Genomic DNA, 15779 nt, shown 5'->3' on the forward strand with positions numbered 1-15779 from the left:
GATTAGGCTAGTGGGCTCACTGCATAGGGAAAGCGCGATGACCACCGAGCACGACACCACTTCCGCCGAGCCGCGCCTGAACAGCACGGAAATCCGCATCCTGGGCAGCCTGATCGAGAAACAGGCCACCAGCCCGGAAACCTACCCGCTGACCCTCAATGCCCTGGTAATCGCCTGCAACCAGAAAACCAGCCGGGAGCCGGTGATGAACCTGAGCCAAGGCCAGGTCGGCCAGAGCCTGCGGGCCCTGGAGGGTAGCGGTTTTACCCGCTTGGTGATGGGCAGCCGCGCCGACCGCTGGGAACACCGGGTGGACAAGGCGCTGGAGCTGGTGCCGGCCCAGGTGATCCTTATCGGCTTGTTGTTCCTGCGCGGCCCGCAGACCGTCAGCGAATTACTGACCCGCAGCGGGCGCATGCATGACTTTGAAGACACCGAGCAGGTGGTGCATCAACTGGAACGTCTGATCGCCCGTGGGCTGGCGCTGTTGGTGCCGCGTCAGTCGGGGCAGCGGGAGGACCGTTATATGCATGCCTTGGGTGATCCGGCGGATATCGAGGCGATCCTCGCAGCCCGTGGTAATCCAGTGGAACGCAGTGCCGGTGGTGGGGTTTCGCTGGAGCGCATTGAAGAGCTGGAGGCGCGGATTGCGGCGCTGGAAGAGCGCCTTGCTCGCCTGGAATAAGCAAGCTGTAGCCGCTGCCGAGGAACGAGGCTGCGATGCGTGTCCGCAGGACCGCCTTCGGGGACCGCTACGTCGGAATGCCGCACCAAGCCCATCGCAGCCTCGTCCCTCGGCAGCGGCTACAGGATTAGCTATGCCCGCGCAAACGCCACGGCCGCCTGAAATTGCTCATCCGTCGGCCTGACACCGGTGTACAACACAAACTGCTCCAACGCCTGGATCGCGATCACTTCCAGACCCGTAATCACCCGCTTGCCCTTAGCTCGGCCACGCACGATCAATGGTGTTTCGGCGGGAATCGCCACCACATCGAACACAGTCTCCGCAGAGTCAACCGCCTCGGCATCAAAGGCCAGATGATCGGCTTCCGGGCCACCAGTCATGCCGATGGGCGTCACGTTGATCAACATCTGCGGGCGCAAGTCGCCCAGTTCCGCCTGCCACTCGTAGCCCAGGCTTTGTGCCAGCGCCTTGCCCGCGGCTTCATTGCGCGCGACGATCACGCCCTTGGCGTACCCACCATCGCGCAAGGCGCTGGCCACCGCCTTGGCCATCCCGCCGCTGCCCCGCAGGGCAAACGTCGAGGACTTCGGCACTGCGTGCTTTTTCAGCAGTTGCTCGATCGCGATGTAGTCAGTGTTGTAGGCCTTGAGGTGCCCGGCGGTGTTGACGATGGTGTTGATCGAGGCGATGGCCCGAGCAGAATCATCCAGCTCGTCCACCAGGGCGATACAGGCTTCCTTGAACGGCATGGAAACGCCACAACCGCGAATACCCAGGGCACGAATGCCGCCCACGGCACCGGGCAGGTCCTGGCTGCTGAACGCCTTGTAATAGAAGTTCAGGCCCAATTGTTCATAAAGGTGGTTGTGAAAGCGCAGGCCAAAATTCCCGGGGCGCCCCGACAGTGACATGCACAGTTGGGTGTCCTTGTTGGGGTTCATCAGCATGTGTAACTCCTTGAAGCCATTCTCAGAACGTTTCGGATAGACGGGGATACCCGTGCGGGCGGTTTGTCACGGATCATTAACGCAGCACTGCACAGGCTTTGTAAGCCAATCGGTACAGACCTTACACAACATTTACCTAACAGCCGTGCTGTTTTCCAGAAATACGCTGTCTTAAAAGTATCCCCGCGACAATCCTTGAGTCTATTGATTGCAGACCACAAGCGCAGGGGCTAACCGAGGAATGACCATGATTCGTAAAATCCCCAAAATCGCCTTGCTTATCGGTGCACTCGCTGTAGCAGGTCAGGCCTCCGCCCACGGTGGTGGTTGGGGTGGCCCGGCCGTCTTTGGTGCTGTCGTCGGTGCTGCTGTAGTGGGTTCAGTGATTGCCAGCCAGTCCCGGCCGGTCTATGTGCAACAACCGGTCTATGTCCAACCACAACCGGTGTATGTGCAGCCGCAGCCGGTGTACTACGCACCGCCACCGCCGGTGTATGTGCAGCAACAGGTTTATTACCGCCCGGCACCGGTCTATTACGGCCCACCACGCGGCTACTATGGTCCTCCACACGGCTACTACGGTCGCGGCTGGTAACCTTGAACTGAAACACCTGAACAGGCCTCGCAGAACATGCGGGGCTTTTTTTGTGCTTCACGGATGACCGGGCCGAGTCTTTCTCATTACCATAGTGCCATCTCCCTCATGGATGATCCCCTGCGATGGACCGACCTCTGCGCCTCTTGTCTCTGTATGGATTGCTGTCCCTGCTACCACTGCTGGCCCACGCCGAAGCGCCTGTGGATTGCGAAGCCCTGAGCGACAACGTCTCCCTGGAAGCGGCCGAGTACCGTCCGCCAATGGAGGCCAAGGTGATCGGCGAAGGCCGCCTGCACTTCCACAGCGGCCCGAATGCGGTTTGCATGAACAAAAAAGTCTACGTGATTCCCAACGACAGCCTGACGGTATACGCGTCCAGCGACAGTGGCTGGGCCCAAGTCATGTACATCGCCAAAGACGGTCAGGACTTTACCGGCTGGGTCGAGGAAAAACGCCTGAAGCTCCTGGGTCACTATGGCGATGGCGCCAAGGAGCTTCCCGCCGACGTCAGCACCTTCGTCAAACGCCACGAAGAATGCGTGCATTTTGCCGGCGAAGAGCCCTACGACGCCGAGCGCCGGGCCTTCCTGGAGAAGGCCATGAATCAAGCCTGTACCGGCCACGATCGCCAGCTCAGCGACTTGCGTGAGCGGTACAAGGACAATCCCGAAGCCCGACAAGCCCTCGACCCACTGGAAAACATGGAATGATTTTTTGGGGCGCCAGGTCTGAATAAATCTTGCCAAGGTCGTTGTGAGGACAATGACTGTGGCTCAATCCGGCACCATGGACCTCAATATCCACTTGCCCGACACCGTCAGGCGCTGTCATGTTTGTGTCATGACAGGCTCTCACTATCGAAACTGTCCATCCAAGCGCGCGATAACAACAAGGACGACCGCCCATGCCCACACAAAACCCGCACCGCACCGCCGGACTCTGTACGTCCAGCAAGGTCTACAGTGCCTTGACCGAACTCAAGCACCTGGAAGGCCACCGCTGCGCCAAGTTCCTGTCCCTGCTGGCGGAAAACCTGGTGCACAAGGGGCTGCTTAACGAACATGAAGTGGTGAACATGCTCGATCAGGTGGTCGACTGATCGCAACATGCCCCTCATGCCTCGATGCCAGTGATGTCGACTATCGAGCAGGGTGATTTTTCCTGAAGGCTGATGAACCGTAAGGTGACCCCCATAGAGCAATGGAGGTCGATATGCCTACTATCCAAATCATGTCCGTCATCGGCAGTGCGGTTCCCGCCCCTCTCAGGGAACTGGGTTTGCTCGCCTGCTGGTACCTGGTCCGGGACGGCGAGCCTGTCAGCGGCCCACTGACTTCACTGCCCGATGCCCAGGCACTGTCGCGCAAGATGGCCCACCGCTTCCACGCCTAAGGCAGAGTTGCATAGACCCAGATCAATAACGCCTGGCGGCACGTCGACTACCCTGTCGCCCTTTTGCGATCGAAGCCTCCATGCACCCTGTCCTTGCCCCCGAACTACTGGCGCCCGCCGGCACCCTGAAGAACATGCGCTACGCCTTTGCCTACGGTGCCGATGCGGTGTACGCCGGGCAACCGCGCTACAGCCTGCGGGTGCGCAACAACGAGTTCGACCCTACTAACCTGGCGCTCGGCATCCAGGAAGCCCATGCACAGGGCAAGCGCTTCTACGTGGTCGTCAACATTGCGCCCCACAACGCCAAGCTGAAGACTTTCCTCAAGGACCTGGAACCCATCATCGCCATGGGTCCGGACGCACTGATCATGTCCGACCCGGGTCTGATCATGCTGGTACGCCGGCACTTCCCGCATATGCCGATCCACCTCTCGGTACAGGCCAACACCGTAAATTGGGCCAGTGCCGAGTTCTGGCAACAGCAGGGAATCTGTCGGATCATCCTGTCACGAGAGCTGTCCCTGGAGGAAATCGCCGAAATCCGCCAGCAAGTCCCGGCCATGGAGCTGGAAGTCTTCGTCCATGGTGCGCTGTGCATGGCCTATTCCGGGCGCTGCCTGTTGTCGGGCTACATGAACAAGCGCGACGCCAACCAGGGGACCTGCACCAATGCCTGCCGCTGGAAGTACCAGGCGACCCAGGCGGTGGAAAATACCGTCGGCGATATCGTCCAGCAATATCAGCCGGAACCCACTCTTGGCCTGGGCGCCCCCACCGACCAAGTGTTCCTGCTGCAGGAAGCCAACCGCCCCGAAGAACAGATGCCCGCTTTCGAAGACGAACACGGTACCTACATCATGAACGCCAAGGACCTGCGGGCGGTGCAGCATGTTGAGCGCATGGCCCACATGGGCGTGCATTCACTGAAGATCGAAGGCCGCACCAAGTCGCATTTTTACTGTGCGCGGACCACTCAGGTTTATCGTCAGGCCATTGATGATGCCGTGGCTGGGCGAACATTTGATCGAGGCTTGATGACCAACCTGGAGTCACTGGCGCAACGTGGCTACACCGAGGGTTTTCTGCGCAGGCACGTGCATGACGAGTACCAGAACTACCAGAACGGCAGCTCAGTGTCGCAGCGCCAGCAGTTTGTCGGGGAGTTGACCGGTGAGCGGCGTGGCGAGTTGGCCGAGGTCAAGGTGAAGAACCGTTTTGCCGTAGGCGATCATCTGGAGTTGATGACACCGGCGGGGAATTTTCATTTTGATTTGGGGATGATGCAGAACGGCAATGGCCAGGGGATTGAAGTGGCGCCGGGGGATGGGCATACGGTGTATGTGCCGGTGCCACTGGAGATGGAACTGCGGTTTGGGCTGTTGATGCGGGATCTATAAGGGAAATTGAGGCTGATTGTTCTGGCCTCATCGCGGGCAAGTCGAAGAGGCCCTTACAGGCACCTCAACTCTTGGATCAGATCCTGAACTGCCCCACCAACTTACCCAACCGCTGACCCAGATCAGCCAGGCTACGCGACGTCTGCGCACCCAGTTGAGTCTCATCAGCCACACTGTCCACCGCCACGGCAATCTGATGCACGCTGCGATTGATCTCTTCGGCCACGGCGGTCTGTTCTTCGGCGGCGCTGGCAATCTGCGCGTTCATCGAGTTGATGGTGCCGATCAACTGGGCCATGGTGTCCAGTGACGCCCCGGCTTCGTTGGCCTGAGCCGACGTACCGTCGCCAGCATCGCTGGAACGACGCATAGACTCCACAGCGGCCTCGGTGCCCTTTTGCAGGCGGTCGATCATGCCCTGGATTTCCTGGGTGCTTTGTTGGGTACGACTGGCCAACGCCCGCACTTCATCGGCTACCACCGCAAAACCACGCCCGGCCTCGCCTGCCCGCGCCGCTTCAATCGCTGCGTTGAGGGCCAGCAGGTTAGTCTGTTCAGCAATCGAGCGGATCACACCCAGCACGCTGACAATCGACGAAACATCCTTCTGCAAACTGTCCAATGACACACCGCTGCTACGGATATCGCTGACCAACGCATGAATCTGCGCAATGCTGCCGTCGACCACGCGCTTGGCGGCCTGGCCTTCGGCGTCGGTCTGCTGTGCGGCCACGGCAGCACCTTGGGCACTGCGGGCCACTTCATGGGCAGCCGAGGACATTTCGTTGATCGCAGTGGCCACCTGATCGGTCTCGTGGCGCTGGCGCTCCATGGCCTGCTCCGAGCGCTGGGCTTGCTCGGAAACCTGGCTGACCAGCCCGGTGAGCTGCGAGGTCATCTCGGTGATCTGGCGCACCAGGCCATGGATCTTGTCGACGAAGCGGTTGAACGAACCGGCCAACTCGCCCAGCTCATCCTGGCTGGTGATCGCCAGGCGGCGGGTCAAGTCGCCCTCGCCGGCGGCGATGTCGTCGAGGTTGATCTTCATCAGGTGCAGTGGCCGCAGAATGGTGTTGGCCACCAGCATACCCACCGCAGCAATCACCAGCAGCACGATCACCGCGATGCCGATAATGCTCAGCAGCACGCCTTCCATGCGCTGATGCACCTTGACTTCGACTTCGCTGACCTGGGTTTCGATGCCATCCAGATTGACCGCCGTACCGATCACCATGTCCCACTTCGGCAGGTACTCGGTGTAACCCAGTTTGGGCACCAGTACCTTCTCGTTACCCGGCAGCGACGAGCTGTATTGCAGGTAGTGAGTGCCGTCCTTGCCGACCTTCACCAGGTCGCGGTTGACGTACACGCCATTCGGGTCGCGGTTGTCCTTGAAGCTCTTGCCGACGCCTTCCGGGCTGTTGCCCTTGAACAGCCGAACTGTCTCGGAGTCGTAGCCGAAGAAGTAACCGTCCTTGCCGTAGGTGATGCTGGACAACAACTTGACCACTTGGGCCCGCGCGGCTTCGTCGCCGGGGGCTGCGGCGTCGTACAGCGGCTTGATGGTGGTCATCGCCACCGCCACGTAGCTCTGCAAGGTAGCCTTGGCATCGTCGAGCAGGCGCTGACGGGTTTCTTCGACCTCGTTGCGGGCCTGATCCTTGAGGATCCACACGGTGGTCACACTGATGACCACGGCAAACAGCAAAACAGGCAGTACTGCGAGGGACAATACTTTGGCCTTCAGGCTAAGGCGCATGGTTTTTCTCTCTCGATCAGGGGGTGGTTTATGGGGTTAACGGCTTGGCGGGAGAAAACTGTAGGCCGCTATCGCAGCCTCGTTTCACTCGAGAGCCCCTGCACGAACAACCTACAGCGTCATCGCGGCAAACCAGCCGAAGGCCAGCAACGGCAGGTTGTAGTGCAGGAACGTCGGTACCACGGTGTCCCAGATATGGTGATGCTGACCGTCGATGTTCAAGCCTGAGGTTGGGCCCAGCGTGGAATCCGAGGCAGGCGAACCGGCATCACCCAAGGCACCGGCAGTACCGACGATGCACACAATGGCCAGCGGACTGAACCCCAGTTGCACACACAGCGGCACGAAGATCGCCGCCAAAATCGGCACGGTGGAGAACGACGAGCCGATGCCCATGGTCACCAATAACCCCACCAGCAACATCAGCAACGCACCCACCCCACGACTATGGCCGATGAAGGCTGCGGACGCTTGCACCAGTGTATTGACTTCGCCGGTGGCCTTGAGTACTTCGGCAAAGCCTGAGGAGGCGATCATGATGAACCCGATCATCGCCATCATCTTCATGCCTTCGGTGAACAGATCATCGGTTTCACGCCAACGCACGATGCCCGACACCGAGAAGATTAGGAACCCGGCCAGGGCACCAATAATCATCGAATCCAGCCACAACTGAATAATGAACGCCGAGGCAATCGCCACGCCGGCCACCAGCAGGGTCAACGGGTTGTATTGCACGGCGACTTGCTCGACCCGCTCGATTTTCTCCAGGTCGTACACACGTTTCTTGCGGTAGCTGATAAACACCGCCACCAGCAGGCCGACCACCATGCCCAGCGCCGGGAGGCCCATGGCGTGGGTGACGTTGACGTGACTGATGTCCACCCCGCTCTTGGCGACGTTGGCTAGCAGGATCTGGTTAAGGAAGATATTGCCAAAGCCTACCGGCAGAAACATGTAGGGCGTGATCAGGCCGAAGGTCATGACACAGGCGATCAGCCGGCGGTCCAGTTGCAGCTTGGTCAGCACATATAACAGTGGCGGCACCAGCAGCGGGATAAAGGCAATATGGATCGGCAGGATGTTCTGCGACGCGATGGCCACCACCCAGAGCAAACCGATCAACAGCCATTTGACATGACTGCCGCCGCTGGCCTCCTGGCGGTCCACTAACAGCAAGGCCTTGTCCGCCAAGGCGTGGGCCAGGCCGGACTTGGCAATCGCCACCGCGAAAGCGCCGAGCAACGCGTAGGACAACGCCACCGTAGCGCCGCCTCCCAGGCCGCTGTTGAACGCCTTCAGCGTGGCATCGATGCCCAATCCACCGGTCAGGCCACCCACGAGGGCGCCGACAATGATCGCGATGACCACATGCACGCGAGACAGGCTGAGCACCAGCATGGTACCGACCGCGGCGATTACTGCATTAACCATGGTTACCTCAAGACAGAAAACTGAAAAAACAGCAAAACACGGGCATACCGGCGCCCAGGCACGCGTCGAGAACGACTGCCGGAATGCAGGCTTAAAGAGAGTTTTATTAGAGGGCGCGCACTTTGCAGCAGGTGGGACGTCATGTCAAAGACGAAGGACCGCAGGGAAACTTTAAATTGAGTGTCTGAATAAAGAAAAAACCTGGCCCGCCGATACAGGCAGATCGTCTCTGTCGTCTCGCAAGGTTAAGGATATCTCCATGTCGCTCAGACAGCTGTCCATACAATGGAAAATTACCCTCCTGGCGGGCCTTTGCCTGGCGGGAATCGTGACCTTGCTGGTGGGGCTTTCGTTGTATCGCATGGAGCAGAGTACCCAGCGGGTCAAGGCGTCCAGCATGGAGATGCTCGATGAGGCGGCCCAGTCGCGCATCGAAGCCCAAGGCGAAGTCCAGGCGCTGGGCATTCGCCAGCAGTTCATGGACGCCTACCAATACGGCCACGGTTTTTCCCGACAAGTGCTGTTTTTGCGCGAACAAGCCGAGAAGCGCTTCCTGGATGCCTTCGACCTGCGGGAAGACCTGACCCGCCAAGTCAAGGCGGCGCTGCAAGCCAACCCGGACTTGCTGGGCCTGTCTCTGGTGTTCGAAGCCAATGCACTGGACGGCAAGGACGAGCTGTTCAACGGTCAGAAAGAGCTGGGCAGCAATGAAAAAGGCCGCTTTGCCCTGTACTGGTCGCAACCGACGCCCGGCAAGCTGACCTCAATGCCGCTGCCGGAAAGCGACATGTCCGACACCAGTATCGGCCCCAGCGGTGAGAAGGCCAACGCGTGGTTCACCTGCCCGCGCACCACCCTCAAGCCGTGTGTGATTGAACCCTACTTCTATGTGATCGACGGGCAGAACGTGCTGATGACCAGCATTGTCTTCCCGCTGATGGTGGACGGTAAAGTCATTGCCTCGCTGTCGGTGGACATCAACCTCAATAGCCTGCAAGCCATCAGCCAGCAGGCCAGCCAGAAGCTCTACGACGGCCAGACCAACGTCAGCATCATCAGCCCGGTGGGCCTGCTGGCCGGTTACAGCCCGGATGCCAGCCAACTCAGCCAGCGTCTGGACAAGGTCGACGCCACCAGCGGTGCGCAACTGATCAAGGCCCTGACCGACAGTACCGAGACCCGCAGTCTGCGCAGCGATCATCAACTCAAAGTGTTGGCGCCGTTCCAGCCGATTCCCGGCGGCAAGTCGTGGGGGGTGTTGCTGGATGTGCCGGAAAAAGTCCTGGTCGCCCCCGCCGAAGCCCTCAAGGCTGAACTGGATGCCGACAACGCCAAAGGCACCTTGCTGGAACTGAGCCTGGGCTTGTTAGCGGCGATCGTCGGGCTGTTGCTGGTGTGGCTGATGGCCCGCAGCGTGACCCGGCCGATCCTCGGCGTCGCACGCATGCTGGAAGATATTGCCAGCGGCGAAGGCGACCTCACTCGGCGCCTGGCCTATGACAAGCACGATGAACTCGGTGAGTTGGCCGGCTGGTTCAACCGCTTCCTCGACAAGCTGCAACCGATCATTGCCCAGGTCAAACGTTCGGTACAGGACGCCCGTGGCACCGCCGACCAGTCCGCCGCCATCGCCACCCAGACCAGCGCCGGCATGGAGCAGCAGTATCGCCAGGTCGACCAGGTGGCTACCGCTTCCCACGAGATGAGCGCCACCGCCCAGGACGTCGCCCGCAGCGCCGCTCAAGCCGCCCAGGCCGCCCGCGATGCGGATCAAGCCACCCGCGAAGGCCTGACCGTGATCGATCGCACCACCACCAGCATCGGCCACCTGGCCGCCGACATGAGCACGGCCATGACCCAGGTCGAAGGCCTGGCGGCCAACAGCGAAAAGATTGGTTCAGTGCTGGAAGTGATTCGCGCCATCGCCGAGCAGACCAACCTGCTGGCCCTCAACGCCGCCATCGAAGCGGCCCGCGCCGGCGAGGCCGGGCGTGGTTTTGCGGTGGTCGCCGATGAAGTACGCAACCTGGCACGTCGCACCCAGGAATCGGTGGAAGAAACCCGCGCGGTCATCGAGCAACTGCAAAGTGGCACCCAAGACGTGGTGGGCTCCATGAGCAACAGCCACCGCCAGGCCCAGGGCAGTGTCGAGCAAGTGGGACATGCCGTGACGGCACTGCGCCAGATTGGCGATGCGGTGACGGTGATCAGCGACATGAACCTGCAAATCGCCAGCGCCGCCGAAGAGCAAAGCGCGGTGGCCGAGGAGATCAACCATAACGTAGCGAGTATTCGTGACGTGACGGAATCGCTGTCGGGCCAGGCCAATGAATCGGCGCGGGTCAGCCAGGCGTTGAACAGCCTGGCCAACCAGCAGCAGAGTTTGATGGATCAGTTCAGGGTTTGAGGGGATAACACAGCCCTTCCTGTAGCCGCTGCCGAGGCACGAGGCTGCGATGTGTGTCCGCAGGACCACCCTCGGGGGCCGCTGCGCAGCCCATCGCAGCCTCGTGCCTCGACAGCGGCTACAGCCAGGCCCTCAGCCCTGGCGACGGGGCAGCTCAATCACCACCTTCAACCCGCCCAACTCACTCTCCTGCAACTGCAACACCCCGCCCCACACCTCGACGATATCCCGCACGATCCCCAGCCCAAGGCCATGGCCCTGGGTTTGTTCATCCAAGCGTGTACCACGGCTAAAGACCTGGTCGCGCTGGTTCTCGGGAATCCCCGGGCCATCGTCCTCCACGCTCAGGCGAAAGCCATCCGCCACTTCATCGATGCGAAGCACCACCTCGGCATCCGCCCATTTGCAGGCGTTATCGAGCAGGTTGCCCAGTAGCTCCAGCAGGTCCTCACGGTCCCACGGCAACTGTAAACCGGGCCGTACGTGGCAGCTCAACGCCAGATGCTCGCCGTGGATCATGTTCAAGGTGGCCAGCAACCCCGGCAACTCTCCATCGCAGTCAAACAAGGCACCGGGCAAGGTTTCGCCGGCCAGCCGCGCGCGATTAAGCTCTCGGTTGAGCCGTTGCTGTACCTGCTCCAGTTGCTCACGAAGCAGTTTGGCGAGCTGCGGATGGTCCTTGAGCTGCTCGCTGGACGCTGCGCTCAACAACACTGCCAGCGGGGTTTTCAAGGCATGGCCGAGGTTGCCCAAGGCATTACGCGAGCGCTTGAGGCTGTCTTCAGTGTGAGCCAACAAATGGTTGATTTGCGCCACCAGTGGTTCCAGCTCCACCGGCACCAGGGTGTCCAGTTGCGAGCGCTGACCCTGTTGCAGTTGGGCGATCTGTTCGCGGGCGGTTTCCAGGGGGCGCAACGCACGGCGCACGGTGACTCGTTGCAGGACCAGGATCATCAGCAACGCTGCAACCCCGAGGACCAGACCAACCTGACGCATCAGGCGAAAGCTTTCCCTGACCGGCGTGTAGTCCTGGGCCACGCTGATGGAAATCGATTGGCCGAAGCGCTTGTAGTCCGAACGCAACACCAACAGTTGCTGGCCTTCCGGCCCCAACTGCAGATTGCCCTTCAGGCCCACGTGGGGCAGTTGTGGCAACTCCTGATCCCACAGGGAACGGGAACGCCAGTGAGTGTCGGAAAAATCGATACGAAAATAGTGCCCGGAAAACGGACGCTGATAGGCCGGTGACAGGCGCTGTTCATCCAGTTGCACGCCATTGGGTCCACGCACCAGTGCCACCAACAGGTTTTCGCTGTCGTTGCGCAACCCGGATTCAAGGTAGCGTTGCAAGCCCATTTCAAACAGCCACAGGCTGGTTTGCGCCAACACCAGCCCAACAATCACCATGACGCTGATCAGCCCCAGGCTCAACCGCCGCTGAATGGACTTCACGTTTTACTGGCGCCAAACAGATACCCCTGGCCACGGCGGGTCTCGATCACACTGCGGCCCAGCTTGCGGCGCAGGTGGTTGACGTGGACTTCCAGCACATTGGAATCGCGCTCGGTTTCACCGTCGTACAGATGTTCGGCCAAGTGGCTTTTCGACAGAATCTGCTCGGGATGCAGCATGAAGTAACGCAGCAACCGAAACTCGGCGGCGGTCAGTTGAACCTCATCGCCCTCACGAATGACGCACTGGCGTCCCTCGTCCAGATGCAAACCGGCAGCCTGCAGGGTCGGCTGGTTGGCCCGACCGTGTGAGCGGCGCAACAAAGCCTGGATGCGCAGGTGCAACTCTTCGGGATGAAAGGGTTTACTCAGGTAATCGTCGGCACCCGCCTTGAGGCCTTCGATGCGCTCGGCCCAGGAGTCGCGGGCGGTGAGGATCAGGACCGGCACGGCCAACCCGGCGGCGCGCCATTGAGACAATACTTCCAGCCCCGGTAGACCGGGCAGACCAAGGTCGAGAACGATCAGGTCGTAAGGCTCGCTGCGTCCCTGATACACCGCGTCGCGTCCGTCCGCCAGCCAGTCGACGGCATACCCCTGGCGATTGAGGCCGGCCATCAACTCATCGGCCAGCGGTACGTGGTCTTCCACCAGAAGCAGGCGCATCAGTCATCTTCCTTGTCTTTGAGCAGCTCGCCGGTGTTGGCGTCGAGCTCGATCTCTCGAACCACCCCTTCGACCGTCAGCAATTCGATTTCATAGCTATACCGCACGGGCCGGTCCTTATGTTCCTCAAGCTCAGCATCCAGTAAACGGCTACCGGGATAGCGCTCGAAGGCCTGCCCCAGCAACTGCTCCAGGGGCTTGATGTAACCTTTCTGGCTCAGGCGCAACGCCTCGTCCTGGCCCAGGTCCCGTGCGGCCAGACTTGAGCAAAATGCCAGGAGCACCAGCGCCACTCGGCTGCTGGTGCGTAGATTTACCTTCATTACGTATCCTGATGATTCTTGAGGATGGCCCCGGTCACAGCGTCCAATTCCAGGTCCCACTCGACACCCTGGGCATCGCGCAGCTCCACTTGATAAAGGTACTTGCCGTATTCCTCTTCAAGCTCGGTGTCATGCACCGTGGCACCGGGGTGGCTGGCCAGTGCCGTGGCGTTGAGCTTCTCGAAAGACACAATGGTACCAGCGTCACGCAGTCTCAGCGCTTCATCCGGCCCAAGGTCTCGGGCCTGGGCCAGGCCGGCGGTCAGGGCGATGATACTGATGGAGGCCAAAGCTGTGAGGGTTTTCATGGTGAGTCTCCGTTTCGAGATGTTTTTCCTACGCGGCTCACGGTAACGACTGCAACTTAACTGAAACTGAATTGCCACCATGGCAATTCACCTTGCGTGCGACCGGGGAAGGTTTTCTATACTGCCCTGCTCGCTCCGATAGAGACCGGTATGACAGCTATTCACATCAAGTACCCGGCCCTGACGCTCAAGGCCGGTAAACGCGCCCTTTCGCGGATCCGCGAACACGGTTTGAAGCCCGCAGATGTCGGCATTCTGCCTGGCGCCGCCGGCGGGCCAAAAGCCTTGGGGATTCAGGGCATTGACCTGGCGTTGTTCGGTGATTGGCTACCCCGGGAATCTCGTCAGCGCTCACTGATCGGCGCGTCCATCGGTTCCTGGCGGTTTGCCAGTGCCTGCCTGCCCGACCCGGTACAAGGCCTGCTGGACCTGGGCCGACTGTACAACGAGCAGCGTTTTGCCAAGGGCGTGACCATGGCCGAAGTCAGCCAGAGCTGCCAGCGCATGCTCGACGATCTGCTGGCCGGGCGCGACGCCACATTGCTGGCCAACCCCGACTATCGACTGAATATCGTGGTGGTCAAAAGCCACGGCTTGCTGGCCGACGACCATCGCGGTCGCCTGGGCCTGGGACTGTCGTCGGTGATTGCCGACAACCTGCGGGGGCGCGCACGGCTGTCGCGGCATTTCGAACGGCTGATCATCCACGACCCGCGCCAGGCGCCACCGCTGCATCCGCTCAAGGACTTCCCATCGCGCTTCCTTCATCTGGAACTGGGCAACCTGCGCCAGGCGTTGCTGGCGTCCGGCTCGATCCCGATGGTCATGCAAGGCGTGCGCGATCTGCCAGGCGCAGGCAAAGGCACTTACCGAGACGGTGGTCTGCTGGACTATCACCTCGACCTGCCCTACCACGGCGATGACATCGTGCTGTACCCGCACTTCACCGACCGAGTCATCCCCGGCTGGTTCGACAAAGGCTTGCCCTGGCGGCGCGGTAACCAGCAGGGCTTGCAGGACGTGCTGCTGTTGGCACCGTCCAGGGAATACCTGGCCCGCCTGCCTTACGGAAAACTGCCGGACCGAAGCGACTTCAAGCGCTTCATGGGTGATGACCCAAGCCGCAACAAGTACTGGCAAACGGCGATGAGCGAAAGCCGGCGGCTGGGGGATGAGTTTCTGCAGTTGGCGGATAACGGCGGCTTGGGTGAGCGGCTGCTTGCCCTCTGAATTGTTCCAGGTGCGAAGCCCACCATGTTGCCTTTAGGAGACGCGCTTATTCTGCTAAGCGTTATATCCACAGAGTCCCGCAACGGCGATTCGCTGACACCACCCTGCTCCGCGGCCATAAAAACGCCAGGATTGATGAGCGCCCGCCCCGAAAATACCGCTGAACAAACCCGGTAAGGCCAGCGCACACCCCATCGACGCACACCCTTTGCCTATGTGGCAGTTATCGCATCTCGAAAGTCACTTATGACTATGGTCTCAGTGAGCTAACTCGAGGATTAATACACAAGTATTAAACACACGTTTGATAATCGCAGGGACTGCACATGAAAAATACGCTGTACAAATTGTTTAAAAAGCCATTTTTTGGTCGGTTTTCAAAGCCTTGGCGTTGGCCAGAATCTGCCGATCAAGCTCAATGGACGCGTTTAAACATAAGGAGCCAATCAGGCGCAAATCTCTCAGCCTTATCAGCACTCGCGCACACCCCAAACGCCAAAGGCGCCGTATTAATGGTTCATCCTATGGGCGTGATCGCCAAAGGATTTTGGATGAAGCATGGACATGCCGAAGTTTTAAGAGAGGCTGGCTACCATGTTATGGTTTTTGATTTAAATGGCTTTGGTGAAAGCACTTCCACTACGATGGACTTTCCACTTGATGTACTGGCCGCAGGGCAAGCATTAAAAAAATGTCACCCTGATTTGCCAATTGCTGTATTGGGATCATCCATGGGGGCTGCAATGTCGGTATGTGCCATGGCACAACCAGGGCATCCTTTTAAAGCGGCAATTCTTGAGTCTGCATTCCCGACACTTCTGCACTTTTGGTCTCGATACCCTATTCCGAAACTCGGAATACAACTCTCTAAACTAGTCTACCCTGCAGGGGAACTTAGATTACGTCCCACCGACGCCGCACAAAATTTGATCGGCAATCCAACCACACTGCTGATATACGGTGAGGCCGATGAGTTTACTCCGGTAAAGGATGGACGATTGCTGTGGGAAGCCTTGGACAAAAAAACCAAAACCTTATTCTGGCAAGTGCCTAATGCTGCGCACACCCACGCTTTTGCAGCAAATCCTGAAGAGTACAAAACAAGAGTAGTAGATTTCTTAGATACGCACTTACAACACAGTTAATCTAAAAATCTATCACCACTCTTTACAGGAG

At 59.7% G+C, this 15779-nt stretch carries 16 protein-coding genes and 1 pseudogene; 9 read left to right on the forward strand and 8 right to left on the reverse strand.

Annotation, left to right across the window (positions count from 1 at the left end; translation table 11 throughout):
- Nucleotides 1-37: 37 nt before the first annotated feature.
- Entirely contained in the window at nt 38-685 is a 648-nt protein-coding gene (locus GNF76_RS18815) for a YceH family protein (protein ID WP_155584629.1), read from the forward strand.
- Nucleotides 686-816: 131 nt separating this feature from the next.
- On the opposite strand, the gene GNF76_RS18820 is transcribed toward GNF76_RS18815, so the two are convergent.
- Nucleotides 817-1635 carry a shikimate 5-dehydrogenase gene (locus GNF76_RS18820; RefSeq protein WP_155584630.1) on the reverse strand — a complete coding sequence of 273 codons (819 nt, stop codon included), beginning with the start codon at nt 1633-1635 and terminating at the stop codon, nt 817-819.
- 241 nt (nt 1636-1876) lie between these two features.
- On the opposite strand from GNF76_RS18820, the gene GNF76_RS18825 reads away from it, so the two are divergent.
- From GNF76_RS18825 to trhP, 5 genes are all read left to right on the forward strand, one after another.
- A complete protein-coding gene (locus tag GNF76_RS18825) occupies nt 1877-2230 on the forward strand; it encodes a hypothetical protein (protein WP_155584631.1) in 354 nt (117 codons plus the stop codon).
- Nucleotides 2231-2355: 125 nt separating this feature from the next.
- On the forward strand, nt 2356-2943 hold the full coding sequence (locus tag GNF76_RS18830; RefSeq protein ID WP_155584632.1) for an SH3 domain-containing protein: 588 nt from the start codon (nt 2356-2358) through the stop codon (nt 2941-2943).
- Nucleotides 2944-3137: 194 nt separating this feature from the next.
- Nucleotides 3138-3332: a hypothetical protein gene (locus tag GNF76_RS18835; RefSeq protein ID WP_155584633.1), complete on the forward strand. Its 195-nt coding sequence runs from the start codon at nt 3138-3140 to the stop codon at nt 3330-3332.
- 113 nt (nt 3333-3445) lie between these two features.
- The gene (locus GNF76_RS18840) at nt 3446-3625 is read left to right on the forward strand and encodes a hypothetical protein (RefSeq protein WP_155584634.1); all 180 of its coding nucleotides are present in this window, start codon (nt 3446-3448) and stop codon (nt 3623-3625) included.
- Nucleotides 3626-3705: 80 nt separating this feature from the next.
- A complete protein-coding gene (trhP, locus tag GNF76_RS18845) occupies nt 3706-5025 on the forward strand; it encodes a prephenate-dependent tRNA uridine(34) hydroxylase TrhP (protein ID WP_155584635.1) in 1320 nt (439 codons plus the stop codon).
- Between the two features lie 76 nt (nt 5026-5101).
- Here trhP and GNF76_RS29965 read toward each other — a convergent pair whose 3' ends face one another.
- From GNF76_RS29965 to GNF76_RS18855, 3 genes and pseudogenes are all read right to left on the reverse strand, one after another.
- Entirely contained in the window at nt 5102-5923 is an 822-nt protein-coding gene (locus GNF76_RS29965; RefSeq protein ID WP_379652602.1) for a methyl-accepting chemotaxis protein, read from the reverse strand.
- Between the two features lie 36 nt (nt 5924-5959).
- A pseudogene (locus GNF76_RS29970) lies at nt 5960-6784 on the reverse strand (cache domain-containing protein); the annotation flags it as partial.
- Between the two features lie 111 nt (nt 6785-6895).
- A complete protein-coding gene (locus GNF76_RS18855) occupies nt 6896-8218 on the reverse strand; it encodes a Na+/H+ antiporter family protein (protein ID WP_155584637.1) in 1323 nt (440 codons plus the stop codon).
- Nucleotides 8219-8477: 259 nt separating this feature from the next.
- Between GNF76_RS18855 and GNF76_RS18860 the strand changes: the two genes are divergently transcribed.
- Nucleotides 8478-10625, forward strand: a complete 2148-nt coding sequence (locus GNF76_RS18860) for a methyl-accepting chemotaxis protein (RefSeq protein ID WP_155584638.1) — start codon at nt 8478-8480, stop codon at nt 10623-10625.
- A 132-nt stretch (nt 10626-10757) separates the two neighbouring features.
- Here the strand turns inward: GNF76_RS18860 and GNF76_RS18865 are convergent, their stop codons facing one another.
- The 4 genes from GNF76_RS18865 to GNF76_RS18880 are packed head-to-tail and all read right to left on the reverse strand — an operon-like array spanning nt 10758 to nt 13373.
- Complete coding sequence (locus GNF76_RS18865; RefSeq protein ID WP_178123403.1) at nt 10758-12077, reverse strand: ATP-binding protein; 1320 nt, start codon at nt 12075-12077, stop codon at nt 10758-10760.
- Nucleotides 12074-12742, reverse strand: coding sequence for a response regulator transcription factor (locus GNF76_RS18870; RefSeq protein WP_155584639.1), 669 nt, complete (start codon nt 12740-12742; stop codon nt 12074-12076). Before GNF76_RS18870 ends, GNF76_RS18865 begins: the two co-directional genes overlap by 4 nt.
- Nucleotides 12742-13065, reverse strand: coding sequence for a PepSY domain-containing protein (locus GNF76_RS18875; protein ID WP_155584640.1), 324 nt, complete (start codon nt 13063-13065; stop codon nt 12742-12744). Before GNF76_RS18875 ends, GNF76_RS18870 begins: the two co-directional genes overlap by 1 nt.
- Nucleotides 13065-13373: a PepSY domain-containing protein gene (locus GNF76_RS18880; RefSeq protein ID WP_155584641.1), complete on the reverse strand. Its 309-nt coding sequence runs from the start codon at nt 13371-13373 to the stop codon at nt 13065-13067. The genes GNF76_RS18875 and GNF76_RS18880 overlap by 1 nt, the downstream gene beginning before the upstream one ends.
- 150 nt (nt 13374-13523) lie before the next feature.
- On the opposite strand from GNF76_RS18880, the gene GNF76_RS18885 reads away from it, so the two are divergent.
- Together GNF76_RS18885 and GNF76_RS18890 are read left to right on the forward strand one after the other, a co-directional pair.
- Nucleotides 13524-14603 (forward strand): patatin-like phospholipase domain-containing protein, encoded by a 1080-nt coding sequence (locus tag GNF76_RS18885; protein ID WP_155584642.1) that lies wholly within the window; start codon nt 13524-13526, stop codon nt 14601-14603.
- 326 nt (nt 14604-14929) lie between these two features.
- The gene (locus GNF76_RS18890; protein ID WP_155584643.1) at nt 14930-15748 is read left to right on the forward strand and encodes an alpha/beta hydrolase family protein; all 819 of its coding nucleotides are present in this window, start codon (nt 14930-14932) and stop codon (nt 15746-15748) included.
- The last annotated feature ends 31 nt before the right edge of the window (nt 15749-15779 follow it).

The organism is Pseudomonas spelaei, assembly GCF_009724245.1.
Taxonomy (GTDB): Bacteria; Pseudomonadota; Gammaproteobacteria; order Pseudomonadales; family Pseudomonadaceae; genus Aquipseudomonas; species Aquipseudomonas spelaei.